Genomic DNA, 17,682 nt, shown 5'->3' on the forward strand with positions numbered 1-17,682 from the left:
TTGTCTCTACGTATTTGTAGTAACTCGCTTATTTCGTTTTCATTATCCATCTCTTCTGGATTGGGGTTTACATTTTCTTCAGACATTGCTGAACTTCAACTCCTTCAAAGTAGTACCTGTTTGCTATATTTCATATCTTTCGTTCATCTTACATACATGCTATGAAATATACACTATGACTATAGTGTACCTGATTTGACAGTATTCATAAATCTATAAAACGATTTTACATGATAATATCTGCGCAACATTTGCGAAATGTCCATATATTATGTGTTCATTTCAAGAAAAAAGCTTCCCAAAGGAAGCTTTTTCATAGGATATAACATAAATACGATCTACTTATCTCAACATACATAAGGCAATCTTATTTTTTGATTTCAAGAATTTTGTACTGGATTACACCGCCAGCAGGAACGCTAACATCAACGGTTGTTCCTTTTTGCTTACCAAGAATAGCTTTACCTACAGGACTTTCATTCGAAATCTTATTCTGTGAAGGATTCGATTCAGCACTACCTACAATGGTATATTCCATTGTATCGCCAAATTCCATATCTTCTACGATTACAGTAGCACCAATACTTACGATATCCGTAACAATCTCATCGCTATTGATAATACGAGCGTTGCGTAGCAACTTTTCAAGTGTAATAATGCGTCCTTCGATAAATGCTTGTTCATTCTTAGCATCTTCATATTCGGAGTTCTCACTAATATCACCGTACCCGATAGCAACTTTAATTCGCTCTGCTACTTCACGTCGTTTTACAGATTTAAGCATTTCTAGCTCGTCTTCCAGCTTCTTCAGACCGTCCTGTGTTAAAATGACTTCTTTGTCGCTCATCTCAACCGATTCTCCTGTCATGTGAATAATTTTCGCTCATCGCGCTTCGGGGTTTCTTGTCGAAATGATGATTGGATTAGGGATTCCCCAAAGAGGCTTAATTACTGTATCTAAACCTTTAGTTCAGGCAAATTTATACTGAAAAAGTATATGGGAATGATTACGAAATGTCAATAAAAAGGCAGGAACAGTATCAAACCCTGTATCCTGCCTTAATTATTGCTATACATTGCGTAGATTTAGATACTGCAAACTTGCTCTACTTCTTCTAATTCGTTTCCCGGAGAACTTAGTTCGCCTTGAGGTAATCCTTCTAGGAAATTGTGCAAAATCTGTACCATTTCATCACGTTTAACTTCTTCCATGATTGAGTCTTTGATTTTAGCTGATCCTTTTATTCCTTTTAGATACCAGGAAAGGTGTTTACGCATTTCTCGAACTGCCACATGCTCGCCTTTGAGATTAATCAAACGATCCATATGCAAAATAGCTATTCTGATTTTCTCTTCTGCTGTAGGCTCGGATAGCAATTGTCCTGTTTTTAAAAATTCAATCGTACGATATAACATCCATGGATTGCCTAATGCTCCGCGTCCAATCATAACTCCATCGCAACCGGTTGTATCCAGCATACGCTTCGCATCTTCAGGAGTAACAACATCCCCATTCCCGATAACAGGAATAGAGACTGCCTCTTTGGCTTGTTTGATATAAGACCAGTCTGCTTGCCCTGTATATAGCTGCTGACGTGTACGACCATGAACGCTGACTGCTTTACCACCTGCGTCTGCTACAGCTTTGACATTATCGACCACAAAAATATGATCGCTATCCCAACCGATACGCATTTTCACTGTAACAGGCTTGCTTACATTAGCTACGACAGCGGCTACCATTTCATTGATCTTGTTCGGATCAAGTAACCATTTCGCTCCTGCATCGCTTTTATTAATTTTAGGCGCAGGGCAACCCATATTGATATCTATAATGTCTGCATTAGTATCTTGATCGACCACTTTGGCTGCGGCAACTAGCGATTCACGATCTCCACCAAAAATTTGCAAACTTAACGGCTTCTCACGCTCGTCGACAAATAACATTTCGTGTGTACGCTTGTTACCGTTCAAAATAGCTTTATCACTGACCATCTCAGCACAGACTAGACCTGTACCAAATTCTTTGGCTATCAAACGAAAAGCAGGGTTACATACTCCAGCCATAGGTGCGAGTACGACCTGATTTTTCATTTCTATATCACCGATCTTTAACATTCGGGTTCACTCCTTGTATCTCTATCCATGGTTTACGATCAAAACAAGCGACTGATTCCCTTTATCAAAAAGCAGATTATATGATCTGCGGTTTATTTTAATTTTGAACTATAAGGGCATCGTAAAAGCTTTGACATAATGAATCCCTTGTTGTTCGGCTTCAATATCACTTAATGATTGCTGAATCGACTGAAATAACTCGGGATGGTGATCAGACGATACTAATTCTGCTAACGGAACCAGTACAAAAGCTCGTTCATGCATTCGTGGATGAGGTAATTCTAAACGTTCGGTATGCAGTTGTTGATTGTCCATCCATAACAAATCCAGATCCACTGTACGTGGTCCCCAGCGAATATCTCGTACCCGACCTAACTTATTTTCTACATCTAACATGCTCATTAATAATGATTCCGGTTCTAATGTTGTACGTAACATCAATACCATATTGAGAAAAGAAGGTTGATCGATATATCCGACAGGAGCAGTCTCGTACAGACCTGAACAATGAACAATCTCTATATCGGAATGATCATTCAGCATCTGTATAGCTTCTGTTAAGGTCTGCTCACGATCGCCCAAATTAGCGCCTAAAGCAATATAAGCCTCTGAGTATTCAGAGGGAACAGATGACTTCATGACAAATTCTCACTTTCGTGTACGCCGCAATTCCACAGTAACGCCTTGAAAATGAATATCAAATGGTGGATGAGGCTTGGTTACTCTTACCGTTAGTGCATGTACATCAGTATAAGCGTCCAATAAAGAGGATGCAATACATTCTGCTAGAGCTTCAATCAATTTAAATGATTGCTGTTCTACTACCTGTTTTACTTTTTCATGAATTTCAGCATAGTTGATTGTAGTGCTAAGATCATCGGTCTGACCTGCTGTTGATAGATCCATTTCTAATTCTAAGTCGACATAGAAACGTTGACCTAATTTACGTTCTTCTTCAAAAACACCATGATACCCATAATACTCCATACGTGTCAGAATCATTTTATCCATAACGGCATACTCCTTCTATATATAAATTATATAAATTGTTAGTTCTTATGATGTCGAGTAGACTGTACCATCGCGTCACACATTACTGCCATTCGTTTATTCTGCTTAATATCATGCACACGAATAATCTGACAGCCTTGAGCAATTCCAAAAGCAGTCGTAGCTGTTGTTCCTTCTACTACATCATGAGCAGGTAGATCCAGAACAGTTCGAATAAACTTTTTGCGTGAAGTTCCTAATAATAACGGATACCCTAGTGAAGATAACTGATCAAGCTCCATCATTAGCTGTAAATTATGATCTGCTGTTTTGGCAAATCCAATACCTGGATCTAAAATAATATGCTCTGCTTGTATGCCTGCTTGTAGCGCTTGATTGATACAGTATTGAAGATCATGACGTACATCTGCAACAAAATTCGTATAATCCATATTATTTCGATTGTGCATCAAAATAATCGGGCACTGCGCAGAAGCTGCTACTTGTAACATTAAAGGATCGGCTTGTCCGCCCCATACATCGTTAATGATATGAGCACCTGCTTGTAATGCTTGCCTGGCGACTTCTGCTTTGTACGTATCAATTGATAACGGAATATGAGAAGCTTCCCGGTGCAAAGCTTCAATAATCGGAAGTACACGTTCTAATTCTTGCTCAGCAGATACCGGATCATGCCCCGGACGAGTAGATTCTCCGCCAATATCAATCAGATCTGCTCCATCTTGCATCATTTGCAAAGCGTGTTCAACAGCACGATCGATTAATGTATATTGTCCACCATCGGAAAAAGAATCCGGCGTAACATTCAAAATGCCCATCATTAATGTTGAATCTCCAAGTGTTACAGTAGCGGAACCCATATTGTATGTTCTTGTGTAGCGAATAGGCTGTTTCACTGCTGATAAGCCTCCTTCTGGTAAGCATAAGCTAATTGAAAAGTCATAGAGTTGGAAAGAAGCTCAGGAAGCGGATATGTTGCTGTATGTGCTAACAATTGCTTAACAGGTACTATTTCTTGAATAGAATTCGTTAAAAACACTTCATCTGCTTCTAGTAACTGCTTCCATGTATAAAAACCTTCATGCACTGTTATTCCAGCAGACTCTGCTAATTGAATCACAAAAGCACGCGTAATACCCGGTAATATCCCTGTATCTATAGCAGGTGTGTATAATTGTTGATTTTTCACAAAAAAAACATTACTCACAATGCCTTCTGCTATATATTGTTCTTTAGTCAGCATCAATCCTTCTACAGCAGTAGTAGGGTGATCTTGATACTGTATTAATTCGCGCTTACCCAAAATGCTATTCATATAATGGAGTGATTTGAGACGAATATCGCCTTCTGGTGTGTTCCGTAAGGTGTGTAAGCGACGCAATGACTTGCTATGCGCATATAAATGATCTGCAAGCGAAATAGAATCAAGGCGAGCTGGAGGTAGCGACTTGGCATAGATCACGATAGTAGGCTGTTCATATTCTGCTGAAGGCAGACCTAATATATCGGTTCCTGCTGTAACCGTATAACGAATATAAGCATCTGATAATTGGTTAGCGATCATTAATTGCTGAATCTGTTCAGATATATCGTTGACTGAATCATTCCAGATGATTCCTAAGGACTGGCAACTTGTCGATAATCTTAATAGATGTTGTTCTAATAAAAACGGCTGGCCATTATACGTACGAAACGTCTCAAACAATCCCATTCCATACAAAAAGCCGTGATCCATGACAGAGACCACGGCTTGATCTGTAGCAGTAATGTGCCCATTTAAACATACATAGTTCATACGGTTGGTGCTTTGTCTACTTTACGACTCAAAAAGCTACGCAACATCTCATGTCCATGATCCGTTACAATCGATTCTGGATGGAATTGAACACCTTCCACTGCATACTCTTTGTGACGCAGACCCATAATCTCGCCTTCAGCCGTCTCAGCCGTAATTTCTAGACAATCAGGTAAACTTTCACGCTCAACAATCAACGAATGATAACGGGTCGCTGTAAATGGAGAAGGTAAATTTTCAAAAACAGATGCTTTGTCATGCAGGATAGGCGAAGTCTTCCCATGCATTAATCGCTCGGCACGAATCACATTACCACCAAATGCTTGACCGATCGCTTGATGACCGAGACAAACACCAAAGATCGGAATATCGCCTTTGAAATTTTCAATAACGTCTAACGTAATACCAGCTTCTGTTGGTGTACATGGACCCGGGGATAATAAAATATGATCTGGTGCCATTGCACGAATACCTGCCATATCAATCTCATCATTACGACGAACGACTACCTCTTCACCCAATTCGCCTAAATATTGTACAAGGTTATACGTAAATGAATCGTAGTTATCTATTACAAGTATCATAATATCCTCCCTTTCTCTGCTTGCACTTGATCATGTTGTTCACTTAACATCACTGCTCTAGCGATCGCTCTAGACTTGTTAAAACATTCGCGATATTCACGATAAGGTTCAGAATCGATCACTACACCAGCTCCTGCTTGCATATAAGCTATATTGTCTTTGACCGTTAATGTTCTAATAATAATATTTAATTCCATATTACCATTATAGTCAATCCAGCCCATCGAACCGGTATATGCACCACGACGTGTCTGTTCTAACTCTTCGATGATTTCCATCGTACGCACTTTCGGTGCACCTGTAATCGTTCCACCGGGAAATACAGCGGCTATTACATCATATACATCTTTGGAATTCGCTAATTCTCCTTCAACTCCAGATACTAAATGCATCACATGCGAATACCGTTCGACCGTCATCAATTCAGGCACACGTACTGTTCCATATTTGGCGATTCGTCCTAGATCATTACGTTGAAGATCGACGAGCATAATATGTTCTGCACGTTCTTTCTCATTAGATAAAAGATCATCTTCCATCGCTTGATCTTCGATATCTGTTGTTCCTCTACGCCTTGTACCCGCTATCGGTCGTGCAGACACTTTGCCATCTACTACACGCACTAACAGTTCAGGCGAAGCAGATACTAAATGAAAATCAGGGGTACGCAACAATCCCATATATGGCGAAGGATTGGTTAAACGTAGCCATTCGTATACCGATTCAGGTGTTGAAGTTAACGGTCGCTGACTGCGTAACGATAAATTGACTTGAAATACATCACCCTGACGGATATACTCCTGAATCGTCTGTACTGCTTTTTCAAATTGAACTTGAGCAAATTCTGTCTCAAATCCATACCCATCTGTACGTGAATTGGTTAATGCTATAGGATGTTCAGCCAAAAATTGCTTGCGTGCTAATGTAGAGGATAGCTGTGACTGCTGGATGATCTGTTGCCACTCCTCAGCCATTTGCATCGCGCATGTAGCCGCATGGTCGTAATCTTGTTGATGATCTGTATGTTCATTTATCGATGTATGCACACAGCAGTATAATTGCTTTTCCAAATGATCGATTATCCATACTTGATTGAACTTCATCCATAAATAATCTGGCATTCCAAGATCATTGCTCAAATGATCTGGTAATTTTTCTAAAGAACGAGCTACATCATAGCTAAGAAAGCCAACGCATCCGCCTGTAAAAGGTGGTACTTCTGCTAATCTAGGGGCACGATCGGTAGACATCCATTTTCGTAGTATATCTAAAGGCTTGCCTGTATACGATGCACCAGCGATATATTCAGGCTGTGCTTGTTGCCACGATAATATAGGAGTGGTGCTTGTTGCATTTCGAATATGCGCTTGTCCATCTTGACCACTAAGAATAGAGATAGGAGAAAGTCCAAGATAACTGTATCTACCGCTTTTTCCATTTTCCAATATAAATGAATATGGCATCTGTTCTTGCCATAATTGTTCCCAACTATCAGGTAATAGCTGATCTTGCAAAGGAATCTGCACGATATAAGGCAACTGTGTATATCCTGCTGCTTGCCAGTCTGTCCATTGTTGAAATGATGTATATACTTTGGTCAATCGATCTTCCTCCAACCTCATGATCTATTCGTTGTCGTTAGTATACTAAAGCGTAGATCGAATGAGAAGATGCGAGAAATAAAAAAGCTTCTATCCCTATGCCATATAGACAAGGGTAGAAGCTTTTATTACATATTGATTGAGCCTATAACATAATGATCAATAGATCACTTAATTCCAATACGGAAACATCAGTACATCTAGCAACACTATTTTATATCATGATGTTATTAGGATTAAGATTCAAAGTTGTATAATGGCGTACTAAGATAACGCTCACCATTACTTGCAATGATCACAACGACACGTTTACCTGTACCTAATTCTTTTGCTACTTGTAGAGCGGCTTTGATCGCTGCACCTGAAGAAATACCTGTAAGAATTCCTTCTTCTTTGGCTACACGACGAGCCCATTCAAATGCTTCTTCATTTTCAACATGAATAATCTCATCGTAAATATTTTGGTTCAAAATCTCAGGAATAAAGTTAGCACCGATCCCTTGAATTTTGTGAGGACCTGGTTGTCCACCTGCCAAAATAGGAGAAGCCGCAGGTTCTACAGCATAAATTTTGATCTCTGGGAAAGATTGTTTTAACACTTCACCTGCTCCAGAAATAGTACCGCCTGTACCGATACCTGCTACAAAAGCATCTAAAGTTCCACCGATAGAACCGATTGCTTCTACAATTTCAGGACCTGTTGTTTCGCGGTGAATTTTAACGTTTGCTTTATTTTTAAATTGCTCTGCAATAAAGTAATCTGGATTTTCACTCAAAATCGTTTCTGCTTTTTTGACAGCTCCATTCATACCTTCTGATCCTGGAGTAAGAACCAATTCCGCTCCATATGCACGAAGCAAATTACGACGTTCAATACTCATTGTCTCAGGCATTACAATTACACATTTATATCCTTTAGCAGCAGCAACCATAGCCAGACCAATCCCTGTGTTACCACTGGTTGCTTCAACGATCGTACCACCAGGTTTGAGTAAACCTTGTTTTTCCGCTTCTTCTACGATGCTGATTGCAATTCGATCTTTGACACTGGAACCCGGATTCTGATATTCAAGCTTCAGATAAATATCTGCGCTTCCTTCAGGAACGATACTATTCAACTTAACTAGTGGTGTTCCTCCGATAAGTTCTGTAATGTTATTGACGACTTTTGCCATGCCTATAGCCCTCCTTCAAATGATTGAACGTAGCCGCGAATATAAACTCTATTCTATATGTCTAATCTACGCTATTCCGAGTAAAATAGTAGGTTTTAATATACTTTTATATTATCAATCTGTCACAGCGTTGTCAATCTAGCATTTCGCAAAAATCACATGAAATAGATCAGATAGAGCAAATATTTTTACTCTGCTACAGATAAAATATACGCATTGTATTTTTCTCTTAATTGTTGCTCGATTTCTGTTAGCGGTTTGGCTTGTCCAAGTGCAATTTTGCGTCTTGCTGTTTCCCGGCTTAACGTCTGCTCGGACGAAGGCGCAGGACGAATATCGGTGACTTGTACAATTGCATAATGACCTGTACTCAGCGCAATCGGCCCGACAATATCACCTGCTTGCATATCTTGAATCGCTTTTAACAATTCAGGCGGTTGAAAAGGATCATCTTGATCTATCCATCCAAGTGCTCCACCTTGTGGAGCTGAAAATGTATCTACAGACATCGACTGTGCTACTGCCGAAAATACTTCCCCTTGATCGATACGTTCAATCGCCTGTTGCGCAGACGATTCATTGTCTAATTCAATCCATGACAAATCAAATTGATGTTTGGTCATCGATTGCTTGTATTGCTTCAAGTACGCATCTACTTCTGCATCAGTAATGTTGATATCTGCTGTAGCGATCTTTTCCAATTCAATCTGATATTCCGATTCTTGTCTCAGATCATCTGCACTCAATCCAAATTGAGTATTCATTTCCTGATAAAAGTCTGCTGGTGAAGAATATCCGCTAATACGCTCTGCTAGATCATTTTGAATCTCTTCTTCACTGACTGCAATATGGCGTGCTTGTACTTCTAGCTTAACCGCTTGATGATTAAGCATTTGTGTCAAAATTTCTTTGCCATATCTTCTTTTTAATTCATTTACCCATTCTTGTTCACTAATTGACTCATTACCTACCATCGCTACTGTCGAAGAGCTAGAATGTTGAACTGCCCGGATGACCCAAAAGGCACCGAGCAGCATAATAATTACAGATAATAAGACCAAGACGGCTGTCCATACAGGTGATCTGCCTCTAGTCATATATTTAAAATTCCTTAACTTTTAGCTTCAGCAAGAATAGATTCCAGATCTTGACGATTGAATAAATGCTTTTCACCACAGAAATGACATACCACTTCTGCTTGTCCATCTTCTTCAATCAATTGTGTTAATTCATATTCACCCAGACTCATCAATGTCTGTTCTACACGTTTGCGAGAACAAGGGCAATAGAAGCGTACATCCGATGTTTCCATTACTTCTGCATCAGGTACAACGCGGCGTAACAGTTCTTCCAGTTCTAATCCTTCTGCTAAAAGAGTCGTTACCGGTGGCAATGAACCTATCGACTGTTCGATTTGATCAATCTCAGCATCAGTAAGACCTGGCAACAATTGAATAATAAATCCACCTGCTACAATTACAGAATTGTCGGTATCGACCAATACGCCTATTCCTACAGCAGAAGGAGTCTGTTCAGACTTAGCGAAATAGTACGTAAAATCTTCGCCCAGTTCTCCTGAAATAATCGGCACGCTTCCGCGGTACGGATCTTTAAGCCCTAAATCTTTGATCACATATACAAATCCTTCTGTACCTACCGCACCAGCTACATCTAATTTACCCATTGCATTACTTGGCAAATGTACATGTGGATTATCGACATATCCGCGCACTTCGCCTTTAGCATTAGCATCCGCTACGATCTGTCCAAGTGGTCCGTCGCCTTTTACTTGTAGCGTTAATTTTTCTTCTCCTTTAAGCATTGCACCCATCATTGCTGCTGTTGTTAGGGTACGACCCATAGCTGCTGTTGCTGTAGGCCATGTATCATGACGTTGACGCGCTTCTTCGACTAAATGAGTAGAACGAATAGCAAATGCACGTACTTTGCCACCTAATGCTATACCACGGACCAAAAGATCCGGTTTTGTGTGATTTTGATTTTCCATTTGTAATGGCTCCCCTCGTTGCTCTTGCTGTATATTCCAATGAGCATGTTCTTCTATTTTTATTTAGACGCTTTAGGCGTACCAAAAGTTTTGTCTATATTGGTTGTAACTATATTACGTTCATAAATCAAACGCAATCCTTCAAGAGTAAGCATCGGATTCACTTCATCTACCGTTTCGGTTTCACTGGAAATGAGTTCTGCCAAACCACCAGTCGCAATAACTTTACCGATAACGCCCATTTCTGCATGAATTCGTTTGACGATACCATCCACTTGACCTGCGTATCCATATATAATACCAGATTGCATCGCATGAACGGTATTGCGTCCTATCACTTTTTTAGGTTTTTCGAGTTCAATATTAGGTAATTTAGAAGCACGTTGATATAAAGCTTCTGTTGAAATACCAATTCCAGGTACAATCGCTCCACCTAAATAGTCGCCTTTACTATCTATACAATCAAATGTTGTCGCTGTGCCAAAATCAACTACAATCACCGGTCCACCGTATTTGGCAACGGCTGCTACTGCATTCACTATCCGATCTGCTCCTACTTCGCGCGGGTTCTCATAACGCAAGTTCAGACCGGTGCGTATGCCCGGTCCGACAATCATAGGAGTATGATGTAAATATTTTCTGCACATTTCTTCTAACGTGTTCATGATCGGAGGAACCACAGAAGAAATAATAATACCTTTAATATGATCTATTGCAATTTTAGACATTTGAAAAAGATTATGCACCATCACACCATACTCATCTGGTGTTGCTTGTCGATTCGTATTGATGCGGAAATGATGAAGCAATTGCTCTCCTTCATACACGCCTAGAACGATATTCGTATTCCCTATATCGATCACCACTATCAAAGTGCGTCACTCCCCTTTCTTCGCACCCAAATCCAGACTAATATCCAGATTTTCAAAAGAATACGTCAATCTCCCTACTGATATAATATCAACACCTGTGGCTGCCAAGTTATAAATAGTCTCTAACGATACATTGCCTGATGCTTCGATCTTAACATGTGGGGCTTGCTGACGAATCATACGCACAGCTTCTTGCATACGTTCGGTCGGCATATTATCAAGCATAATGATATCTGCGCCCACAGTCAAAGCTTCTTGCACTTGCTCTATAGTTTCAGTCTCCACTTCGATTGTCATCGTATGTGGAATCTGCTGACGTGCAGAAGTCACAGCTTCTGTAATCCCGCCTGCTGCTTTGATATGATTGTCTTTAATCATAACCGCATCATATAATCCAAAACGATGATTATGCCCTCCACCAACACGTACTGCATATTTTTCAAGCACCCGATGTCCTGGTGTTGTTTTGCGTGTATCGACTAATCGTACCGGTAATTCTTGAATCGCATCTACATATTCACGAGTGCGGGTAGCGATCCCCGACATACGTTGTAATAGATTTAGCGCTAATCGCTCGCCTGTGAGTAGATGATGCGTGCTGCCTTCTACTTCTGCAATGATATCACCTTTGTGTAGCTTTTGTCCTTCTTGAGCAATAGGTTGAAAGGTTAGATCAGGATGAACGGTATGAAATACTAACTCTGCAATCGCCAGTCCAGCAAGTATACCGTCTTGCTTGGCATGAATAACAGCACGACTGATATGTCCTTGCGGAACGGTAGTCGCTGTGGTGATATCGCCAGCGCCTACATCTTCTTTGAGCCATAACTTGATCCATTCGATAAGATTTTCCTGATAACCATTAAACATCATCATTACTCTCCTTTGTTAGCTCTTGATCGATTTGTTGTAGAATATGTTGTTGCCACTGATCATCGTTACGTTCTGGAAAATCTTCTCGATAATGTCCGCCACGACTTTCTTCCCGGTAAAGAGCAGAACGCATAACGAGTAGCGCACAAGTTAGCATATTAGCCAGTTCTAGCGCTTCGCGAGTATTGAGAGGATATTCGAAAATGACAGCTAATGCTTCAAGCTTATCAATCCCTTGTTGAAGAGACGATGCTGTGCGACGAAGCCCTGCATGTTGCCCCATAATTCCCTGTAATTCTAAGCGCCAGCTAATCCACTGCTCAGTAGAGTTTGTGAATTCAGGTACATTCTTATCATAAAAAAGATTCGTTTTTGGAAAAACACAATCTGTGTTTGATATATCTATTGGATTTAGTTGCAGAATTTGCTGTACCACTCTTTTGCCAAACACAATCGCTTCAGATAATGAATTACTAGCTAATCGATTCGCTCCATGAATACCTGTAGAAGATACTTCACCACAAGCAAACAAGCGCTGCACACTGGTCGCTCCTTGCAGATCTGTTTTGATCCCACCCATCATATAATGAGCAGCTGGTGCTACGGGTATCCAATCTTGAGCAAGCTGTAGACCATAACTCATACAGGTCTCATAAATCGTTGGAAAACGGTGTTTTAATACTTCTTCTGTCTCATGTGTAATATCCAGATATACAAAAGCACTATCTTCTTTTTCCATTTCACTAATAATCGCTCTAGCTACAATATCGCGTGGCGCTAATTCTAGTAATGGATGATAATTTTTCATAAAAGCTTCGCCTTTGCGATTCCGTAAAATCGCCCCTTCTCCGCGCAACGCTTCTGAAATTAGAAACCGTGGTGCACCAGGATAACACAAAGCTGTCGGATGAAATTGAATAAATTCCATATCTCGCACCTGTGCTCCTGCACGATAGGCCATCGCTACTCCATCACCTGTAGCCACATCTGGGTTCGTTGTATATTGATATAATTGTCCGCTACCACCTGAACAAATCACTGTTGCTTCTGCTTGTACGTAGATCAGACTACCATCCGGTTGTTTGACGATAACGCCTTTACATTCATTGTGCTCTGTTATGAAATCAATAGCGAAATGTTCATCCCAGACTTCAATTCGAGGATGTTCAGCTACATGTTGAGATAGCGCTCGAACAATCTCATACCCTGTAGAATCACCATTGGCATGTAAAATACGACGATGACTATGCGCACCTTCTCTGGTCAACTCTAACTGCCCATCAATCGTATCAAATAAAGTTCCCAACCTTATCAGTTCTTGTACCCCTGCTGGCCCTTCTTGTACAAGCACATCTACGGCAGATGAAGAACAAAGCCCTGCTCCTGCCAGCAATGTATCTTGACGATGATATAGAGGAGAATCATCAGTGGATATTACTGCCGCAATCCCGCCTTGTGCATAACGGGTATTGCTTTCTAACAGCGATTTCTTAGTGATCATAAGAACGTGCTTATATTCACTTGCCAAAATAGCAGCAAATAACCCTGCAATTCCTGAACCTATAATAATAACATCTACTTGTTTGTGAATATATTCACTCAAATGATAATCGATCAGGCGATTTGGGATCATTATGGTTTCCTCTCAATCGTTCAAGATGAAGATACTTGTAGCATCCGTTCTAACGAAACACGAGCTTGATCAGCAACAACAGGCGGTACATAAATTTGTGGTTTCATATGTTCAAGACAATTCACTAATTTTTTTAAATTGTTCACTTTCATATTCGGGCATACTAAATATTTACTAGCAAAACGAAATGTTTTATCTGGACTATCTTTACGAAGCTGATAACCTGTACCGTCTTCTGTACCTACAATAAACTCCTGACAAGGCGATTCTTTGCAATATTTAATAATCGCTGTTGTACTGCCCACAAAGTCTCCTAAAGCTACCACATCTGGGCGACATTCAGGATGAACTACAAATTCAGACTGAGGGTATTTGGCTTTCATCTCCATCACGTCTTTGACTGTTAACATATCATGAGTATTACAGTAGCCTTCCCAGATAATCATTTTTTTGTCTGTATGCTGTTGTACATAATGCCCTAAGTTTTTATCAGGTACCCAGATAATTTCATCGGAATCTACAGATTGAATTACTTTAACAGCATTAGCAGAAGTACAGCAGATATCGGTTTCGGCTTTAATTTCAGCAGACGAATTGATATACGTTACTACTTTGGCATTGGGATGCTTTTCCTTTAAGCGACGCAATCCATCGACATTGACCATATCCGCCATCGGACAACCTGCACGTTCATCAGGAATAATCACTGTTTTGTTAGGTGCTAGAATCTTAGCACTTTCACCCATAAAATGAACTCCACAAAATACAATCGTATCGGCTTCAGTCTGAGCCGCTTTTTGCGCTAGCAAAAAAGAATCACCACGGAAATCAGCTACTTCTTGAATCTCATCTCGTTGATAATAATGAGCCAAAATAATTGCATTACGTTCTTTTTTTAATTGTAAAAGACGTTCCCTGAGCTCTGCATCCCGTTCTGCTTTCTTTTCTAGTGCTAACGCTTCCATCGTAATCGCTCCTTTTCATTGTTTGAGATTCATTTCACAATGTTAGACAGACAAGTAGGTTCTAGGTCAGTAGAAGATTGCTACTTAGAGAGTTTGTGAAAAATATCCCGTACTACAGTATAAGTTGTGTCTAATTTGTGATCAATGTTCAACCAATAATGTACACAATCCTATAGTCACTTGTCAATCAGTGAATTAGAGCAGGGATTTCATGACACACAAAAAAGCCCGAAGATCATTATGATCTTCGGGCTTTGATATTTGTTGCATCTGTCGTATTGATTAAGAAGTAGGTGTGCTTCCACCTGTTCCATTTGGTCCACGATCTTCGCCAGGACCATTGGTAGGGCTGTTCGGAATATCTCCGTCTTTACCTAATCCAGGTGTAGATGGAGTGTTGTCTTTTTCCAAACTTAAAGAACCGCCGATTGTATCTACAGTAGGTTCGCCACCTTCTGGTGTTTCCCCTGAACCGCTTGTGTTACCATCACCATTTGTATCACTTAAAGATCCAGTTTCAATCAATTCTTTGATTTGTTCTAGATCCAATGTTTCTACTTCAAGCAATGTTTGAGCGATCAAATGCATTTCTCTTGAATGTTTTTGCAATAATTCGCGACAACGTTCGTAAGATTCCGTAATAAAACGGTGCATTTCTTGATCGATCTCATAAGCGATTTTATCACTATAGTTTTGCTCGTGTCCGATATCACGACCCAAGAATACTTGACCTTGAGCAGTACCGAATTGCATCGGTCCAAGCTTCTCACTCATACCATATTCAACGATCATGCTACGTACGATACTTGTTGCTTGTTGGAAATCACTATATGCTCCAGTACCAATCTCGCCGATAAATAATTCTTCAGCAACACGTCCACCAAGCAATCCAGTAACTTTATCCAACAATTCTTGTTTCGTTACAAGCATACGGTCTTCTTTAGGAAGCATAATAACATACCCGCCAGCACGTCCACGCGGTACGATTGTTACTTTGTGTACCATATCCGCATGCTCCAAGAAATAACCGACAATCGTATGACCCGCTTCATGATAAGCAACGATGCGTTTTTCACGATCACTAATAACACGACTACGTTTTTCTGTACCTACGATGATACGGTCAATCGCTTCATCAACCTCAGTCATCGAAATATCACGACGATTACGACGTGCAGCAAGCAATGCTGCTTCGTTCATCAAGTTCTCCAGATCTGCACCTGTAAAACCTGTTGTACGTTTCGCAATTGTATCCAATCTTACGTTAGACGTAAGTGGTTTGTTACGTGAGTGAACTTTCAGTACTGCTTCGCGACCTTTCACGTCTGGACGATCAACCGTAATTTGACGGTCAAAACGACCTGGACGTAACAATGCAGGGTCCAAAATATCCGGACGGTTAGTTGCAGCTACGATAATAATACCTTCGTTCGCTCCAAAACCATCCATTTCAACAAGGAGTTGGTTCAACGTTTGTTCACGTTCGTCATGACCGCCACCAAGACCTGCGCCCCGTTGACGACCGACTGCATCAATCTCATCAATGAAAATAATACATGGTGCATTTTTCTTCGCATTTTCAAACAAATCACGTACACGCGACGCACCGACACCGACAAACATTTCCACGAAATCAGAACCGGAAATGCTGAAGAACGGAACGCCTGCTTCTCCTGCTACTGCACGAGCAAGCAATGTTTTACCTGTACCCGGAGGACCTACAAGAAGTACACCTTTAGGAATACGAGCTCCAACTGCGTTAAACTTACGTGGATCTTTAAGGAAATCAACAACTTCGACGAGTTCTTGTTTCTCTTCGTCAGCCCCTGCTACATCCTCAAATGTAATTTTTTTCTTCTCTTCGTTATACAAGCGAGCACGACTCTTACCAAAGTTCATCACTTTGCCGCCGCCACCCTGAGCTTGATTGAAAAGGAAGAAGAATAGAATAAACATGATCACAAGCGGTATCATCGAAGTGATAAATGACAACCAAATACTGTCGCCTTCCATCGGCTTGATGGTTACTTGTGTACCCCCATTGTCACTAGCTGTTTCGATCTCGTTGATCGCCGCATCAGTGGCAGGGATGTAAGAAGAAAACGCATTAGATTTAGCATCTGCTGGTTTATTTTTGTATTCACCTGTAACCAAATAGGCATAGTTATCAAACTGAACCGTAACAGAGGAGACATTACCAGCAGCAAGTGCTGCTTTAAGCTGATCATATCTTGGATTATCGGTAGCTTCACTTCCGTCACTAACGTAACGAACAATGCCCACCACGACTAAAAAAAGAATTAAATAGAAACCCGAATTCCGGATGAACCGATTCATCCCCTACCTCCTCTCGAGACACTTAAATTATTTTACCATAGCAAGACTTACGTTCTCAATAGAGCTCGAAGTCAAATAACAGATATTACGGTGTCGGACAATATATCGACACTTGGATATGCCTGTTATCAGAGCATAGGTAATTAGTTTGAATAAATTGCCGGCTTTAAAATCCCAATGTAGGGTAGATTCCGGTATTTCTCAGCATAGTCTAGACCGTATCCAACGATAAAAGCATCCGGAATAACAAACCCGGTATAATCTGCTTCTAAGTCGACCGTTCTGCCTGCTGGCTTATCGAAAAGAGTAACTACACGTACGCTACTAGCACTACGACCGCGCAATACCTCCATAAGGTAACTAAGCGTGAGTCCACTGTCAATAATGTCTTCTACAATCAGTACGTCTCGACCTTCTACAGAAACGTCTAGATCTTTAATGATTTTGACAACACCGGATGATTTGGTAGATGCTCCATAACTGGATACCGCCATAAAATCAATCTCAAGCGGTACATCGATCCGCTTAACCAGATCCGCCATAAATACAAAAGCACCTTTTAATACACAAATCACAAGCGGGTTGCGACCCTTGTAATCTTCACTTAGCTTATTGCCAAGTTCTAAAATCTTCTGTTGAATCTCTTCTTCACTGATGAGTACTTCTTCAATGTCATTGCGCAACTTGGTTGAACCTCCTACATTATACTT

18 protein-coding genes (1 of these 18 only partly in view) are annotated in these 17,682 nt (G+C 40.5%); all 18 read right to left on the minus strand.

Annotation, left to right across the window (positions count from 1 at the left end; genetic code table 11):
* Nucleotides 1-86 carry the 5' end (the start) of a lysine--tRNA ligase gene (gene lysS, locus PQ460_RS23180; protein ID WP_273614341.1) on the minus strand. 1,447 nt of this gene lie to the left of the window's left edge, so only the first 86 of its 1,533 coding nucleotides appear in the window; it begins with the start codon at nt 84-86; its stop codon lies beyond the left edge, outside the window.
* Nucleotides 87-367: 281 nt separating this feature from the next.
* A complete protein-coding gene (gene greA, locus PQ460_RS23185) occupies nt 368-847 on the minus strand; it encodes a transcription elongation factor GreA (RefSeq protein WP_204827326.1) in 480 nt (159 codons plus the stop codon).
* A gap of 239 nt (nt 848-1,086) precedes the next feature.
* A complete protein-coding gene (gene dusB, locus PQ460_RS23190) occupies nt 1,087-2,118 on the minus strand; it encodes a tRNA dihydrouridine synthase DusB (RefSeq protein ID WP_204827325.1) in 1,032 nt (343 codons plus the stop codon).
* 108 nt (nt 2,119-2,226) lie between these two features.
* Nucleotides 2,227-2,757 (minus strand): 2-amino-4-hydroxy-6-hydroxymethyldihydropteridine diphosphokinase, encoded by a 531-nt coding sequence (folK, locus tag PQ460_RS23195; protein ID WP_273614340.1) that lies wholly within the window; start codon nt 2,755-2,757, stop codon nt 2,227-2,229.
* Nucleotides 2,758-2,766: 9 nt separating this feature from the next.
* The gene (gene folB / locus PQ460_RS23200) at nt 2,767-3,129 is read right to left on the minus strand and encodes a dihydroneopterin aldolase (RefSeq protein ID WP_274171313.1); all 363 of its coding nucleotides are present in this window, start codon (nt 3,127-3,129) and stop codon (nt 2,767-2,769) included.
* A gap of 38 nt (nt 3,130-3,167) precedes the next feature.
* Entirely contained in the window at nt 3,168-4,025 is an 858-nt protein-coding gene (gene folP, locus PQ460_RS23205) for a dihydropteroate synthase (protein WP_443147183.1), read from the minus strand.
* Nucleotides 4,022-4,924, minus strand: coding sequence for an aminodeoxychorismate lyase (pabC, locus tag PQ460_RS23210; protein ID WP_274171314.1), 903 nt, complete (start codon nt 4,922-4,924; stop codon nt 4,022-4,024). Before pabC ends, folP begins: the two co-directional genes overlap by 4 nt.
* A complete protein-coding gene (gene pabA / locus PQ460_RS23215) occupies nt 4,921-5,508 on the minus strand; it encodes an aminodeoxychorismate/anthranilate synthase component II (RefSeq protein ID WP_273614337.1) in 588 nt (195 codons plus the stop codon). Before pabA ends, pabC begins: the two co-directional genes overlap by 4 nt.
* Complete coding sequence (locus PQ460_RS23220) at nt 5,505-7,109, minus strand: anthranilate synthase component I family protein (RefSeq protein WP_274171315.1); 1,605 nt, start codon at nt 7,107-7,109, stop codon at nt 5,505-5,507. Before PQ460_RS23220 ends, pabA begins: the two co-directional genes overlap by 4 nt.
* Nucleotides 7,110-7,345: 236 nt before the next feature.
* Nucleotides 7,346-8,284 carry a cysteine synthase A gene (gene cysK / locus PQ460_RS23225; protein WP_204827319.1) on the minus strand — a complete coding sequence of 313 codons (939 nt, stop codon included), beginning with the start codon at nt 8,282-8,284 and terminating at the stop codon, nt 7,346-7,348.
* A 188-nt stretch (nt 8,285-8,472) separates the two neighbouring features.
* A complete protein-coding gene (locus PQ460_RS23230) occupies nt 8,473-9,381 on the minus strand; it encodes a peptidylprolyl isomerase (protein WP_274171316.1) in 909 nt (302 codons plus the stop codon).
* Between the two features lie 14 nt (nt 9,382-9,395).
* Nucleotides 9,396-10,292, minus strand: coding sequence for an Hsp33 family molecular chaperone HslO (hslO, locus tag PQ460_RS23235; protein ID WP_273614333.1), 897 nt, complete (start codon nt 10,290-10,292; stop codon nt 9,396-9,398).
* Nucleotides 10,293-10,351: 59 nt separating this feature from the next.
* A complete protein-coding gene (locus PQ460_RS23240) occupies nt 10,352-11,164 on the minus strand; it encodes a type III pantothenate kinase (RefSeq protein ID WP_273614332.1) in 813 nt (270 codons plus the stop codon).
* A gap of 6 nt (nt 11,165-11,170) precedes the next feature.
* Nucleotides 11,171-12,037 carry a carboxylating nicotinate-nucleotide diphosphorylase gene (gene nadC / locus PQ460_RS23245; protein WP_274171317.1) on the minus strand — a complete coding sequence of 289 codons (867 nt, stop codon included), beginning with the start codon at nt 12,035-12,037 and terminating at the stop codon, nt 11,171-11,173.
* Entirely contained in the window at nt 12,027-13,670 is a 1,644-nt protein-coding gene (gene nadB / locus PQ460_RS23250; RefSeq protein WP_274171318.1) for an L-aspartate oxidase, read from the minus strand. The genes nadC and nadB overlap by 11 nt, the downstream gene beginning before the upstream one ends.
* Nucleotides 13,671-13,690: 20 nt before the next feature.
* Nucleotides 13,691-14,635 (minus strand): quinolinate synthase NadA, encoded by a 945-nt coding sequence (nadA, locus tag PQ460_RS23255; protein ID WP_273614329.1) that lies wholly within the window; start codon nt 14,633-14,635, stop codon nt 13,691-13,693.
* 282 nt (nt 14,636-14,917) lie between these two features.
* On the minus strand, nt 14,918-16,972 hold the full coding sequence (gene ftsH / locus PQ460_RS23260; RefSeq protein WP_273614328.1) for an ATP-dependent zinc metalloprotease FtsH: 2,055 nt from the start codon (nt 16,970-16,972) through the stop codon (nt 14,918-14,920).
* 143 nt (nt 16,973-17,115) lie between these two features.
* Nucleotides 17,116-17,655, minus strand: a complete 540-nt coding sequence (gene hpt, locus PQ460_RS23265; RefSeq protein WP_273614327.1) for a hypoxanthine phosphoribosyltransferase — start codon at nt 17,653-17,655, stop codon at nt 17,116-17,118.
* Between the last annotated feature and the right edge of the window lie 27 nt (nt 17,656-17,682).

The organism is Paenibacillus sp. KACC 21273 (genome assembly GCF_028736095.1).
GTDB classification, from domain to species: Bacteria; Bacillota; Bacilli; order Paenibacillales; family Paenibacillaceae; genus Saccharibacillus; species Saccharibacillus kyungheensis.